Raw genomic sequence first — 2,358 nt, 5'->3', positions numbered from 1 at the left:
CCCCGGTCGGCGCGGACGCGGGTCCCGGTGTTCCACGAGCGACCACGGATGCGGGTCTCGAGCTTCCAGCCCGCGGCAGTCAGGCTGCCGCCGTCCTCGTCGGCACGCGTGTAGGTGACGATGCGGGCGAATCCCCGCGCGGCGGCTTCGCGGGCGGCCCAGCCGTAGAGCTGCGAGCAGGCATTCCAGGCCAGGGCGCGCGGCACGTCGCGGCGCAGACACAGCCGGTTCACCTTGACGATGCCCCGTCCCATCAGCCCCCTCGCAACGGGATTCCCCACCATCACCACGCCCAGCCACGTCGGGCCATTCGCGATGGCGGCCCCATATCGCCAGGCGGTCGGGGCCGCGTTGTGGGCGTGGTGGCGGCGCACGAAGCCCGCCGCGGCCGCGAAGCTCACCGGCCGGATCGCCAGCTTCCAGTCGAGCAGCAACTGGCCGCAGCCGGTGTCGGCGACGCGCCGCAGGCGGTGGCCGAGCAGCTCCTCGGCACCGAGTTGCCGCAGCAGGTCGCGCGCCCAGGCCGGATCGTCGGCCATGCCGGCGCAGGCCTCCTCGTGGGCAGCGAGGCAACAGGTATCGAGCAGGAAGGCGTGGTCCGACCACGCCTCCGCGATCTCCAGTACCGCCGGCTCCCCGCAGTACCGGCAGCGGCCGGGCTCGAACGGTTCCATGGCTCAGGCCGCCGCACGGCCGCATCGCGCGGCGCAGTGACGGTGCAGTTCGGTCGCCACGTCACCGATCCCGGCGATCATGGGGCCGTAGGTGGGCGCCGCCTCCAGCCGCCGGATGCGATGGTCCCCCGCGAAGAAGGTCTCGCCGAGCCCGGGTTCGAGCAGCACGATGCCACGCACCTTCAGGACACGGGCCAGCCGTACCAGCAGGTGGGCGACGTCCGTGGTACCTCCCTCGCGCTCCGCAAAACGGTCCATGGCCCGGCGCAGGGCCGGGATCGACCTGCCGTAGCGGGCAAGGTCCGCCGCGGTGAAGATGTCGGCGTGCTCGGAGGTGTAGCCGTAATGGATGCCGTAGGCGTCCGGGCCGCGGTCGTCGATCTGGCACGATCAGCGCAGCCCCTCGTGCAGGATCGGACGCGGGGCATCGTCCCAGCGCAGCAGGGGCCGCAGGTCGCCGTACCGTGACGGGGTGTCCCCGTCCTTCGCGTACATGACCATGGCCTCGATGTGGGCGTAGGAACCGTCCCGCGAGGCGTGGCCGAGGTAGGGCCGCAGAACGACGAAGTGCGGCAGCTGTGCCGGTGTCGGCATGGCTCAACTCCTGTGGGTCGGAAAGTGGGGCAGCCGGAAGGACGCGGCGGGCGCGTCAGCTCCGCGGGCGGGATGCGCCGGCATCGCGCAGCCGGAGTTGTGTCAGCAGGGTACGAACCCGCTGCCGCCAGTCGGCGAACCACGCCGCCAGATCACCGGCGGACCTCCTGAGCCGGGACCGCCACGGTCGAGGCGTGCTGCGTGAGAAGGCCCGGCAGCATGGCGCCGCCGAAAAGGATCAGGACGATGAGGACCAGGCCGATCACGGCCTCGATATCCTGCCGGCGGCCCTGGCGCCGGGCGACGCGCTTCGCGAGATCCATGGATCCCATTCCTTCTGCTGCGTCTTCTTTTCCGAAGACCCAGCCCGCCGGCCGCCCCGGCCGGGGCGAGGCCAGGGCGCCGCGCAGCGGCGGGAGGCGACAGCCGACGGACCCTTGCCGCGTCCTGGCCGAGGGTGGCAGGGCCTTCTCCCCTGCCCCTTCTCCTTCTTCCGCTTCCCTACAAGATGGCGTTCACTTCGTGTCCCTCGGCATCGACGATCCTGATGGTGCTTCCGTTCTGGTCCTCCACGATCGAGATCTCGATGCGTCCCCGCTCCAGGGTCCGCAGGCTCCAGCGGATCTCGCGCAGCTGTTCCACGATGCGTGCCGCCGCCGCCTCGTGCCAGGCCAGCAGCAGCGACCGTGCCATGTCGCGGGCTTCGGACGCGAAGTTCTCGTTCGCGGCCTTGTTGGTGAAGGTCACCACCAGGATGCGCCCGGCCGGGATGCCGCGCTCGGCGATCCGCAGCGCCACGCCGGCCGTCAGCGTCTTCGTCTTGCCGGTCCCGGCTCCCGCCAGCACCAGCACGGGGTCGTGCAGGGCCGCCACTTCGCGCTGCGACGCGGTGAGACCGGCTGTCAGGCGCGCGCGTTCCATCGTCTCAGAGGTCGCTGACATCGCAGTTCCATCCATGGCAGACCACGAGCGCGGCCTCGGGGCCGTCGTCGTGATCGAGGGTGAGCAGGGTGAAGGCGTCGTCCAGCAGCCAGCGGCCCCGCTCGTCTGTCTCTTGATCACATCTACGCACAGCTCCACCGTAAGGCGA

The 2,358-nt window shown here is 71.1% G+C and carries 5 protein-coding genes; all 5 read right to left on the bottom strand.

Going from position 1 to position 2,358, the window contains the following annotated elements:
• Window positions 1-674 (bottom strand): XF1762 family protein (locus ROTAS13_RS23095; protein WP_075823549.1); only part of this gene is annotated, 674 nt, incomplete at its 3' end.
• A gap of 3 nt (window positions 675-677) precedes the next feature.
• A complete protein-coding gene (locus ROTAS13_RS23090; RefSeq protein ID WP_075823548.1) occupies window positions 678-932 on the bottom strand; it encodes a hypothetical protein in 255 nt (84 codons plus the stop codon).
• Between the two features lie 132 nt (window positions 933-1,064).
• A complete protein-coding gene (locus tag ROTAS13_RS23085) occupies window positions 1,065-1,268 on the bottom strand; it encodes a hypothetical protein (protein ID WP_075823547.1) in 204 nt (67 codons plus the stop codon).
• 152 nt (window positions 1,269-1,420) lie between these two features.
• Window positions 1,421-1,591: a hypothetical protein gene (locus ROTAS13_RS27500; protein WP_171979220.1), complete on the bottom strand. Its 171-nt coding sequence runs from the start codon at window positions 1,589-1,591 to the stop codon at window positions 1,421-1,423.
• Window positions 1,592-1,769: 178 nt separating this feature from the next.
• Window positions 1,770-2,210, bottom strand: coding sequence for a UvrD-helicase domain-containing protein (locus ROTAS13_RS28670; RefSeq protein ID WP_371329300.1), 441 nt, complete (start codon window positions 2,208-2,210; stop codon window positions 1,770-1,772).
• Window positions 2,211-2,358: the final 148 nt, after the last annotated feature.

It is taken from the genome of Roseomonas sp. TAS13 (assembly GCF_001950415.1).
Classification (GTDB): Bacteria; Pseudomonadota; Alphaproteobacteria; order Acetobacterales; family Acetobacteraceae; genus Roseomonas; species Roseomonas mucosa.
The sequence above is the reverse complement of the archived record's forward strand: the minus strand, read 5'-3'. Positions and strand labels throughout refer to the sequence as shown.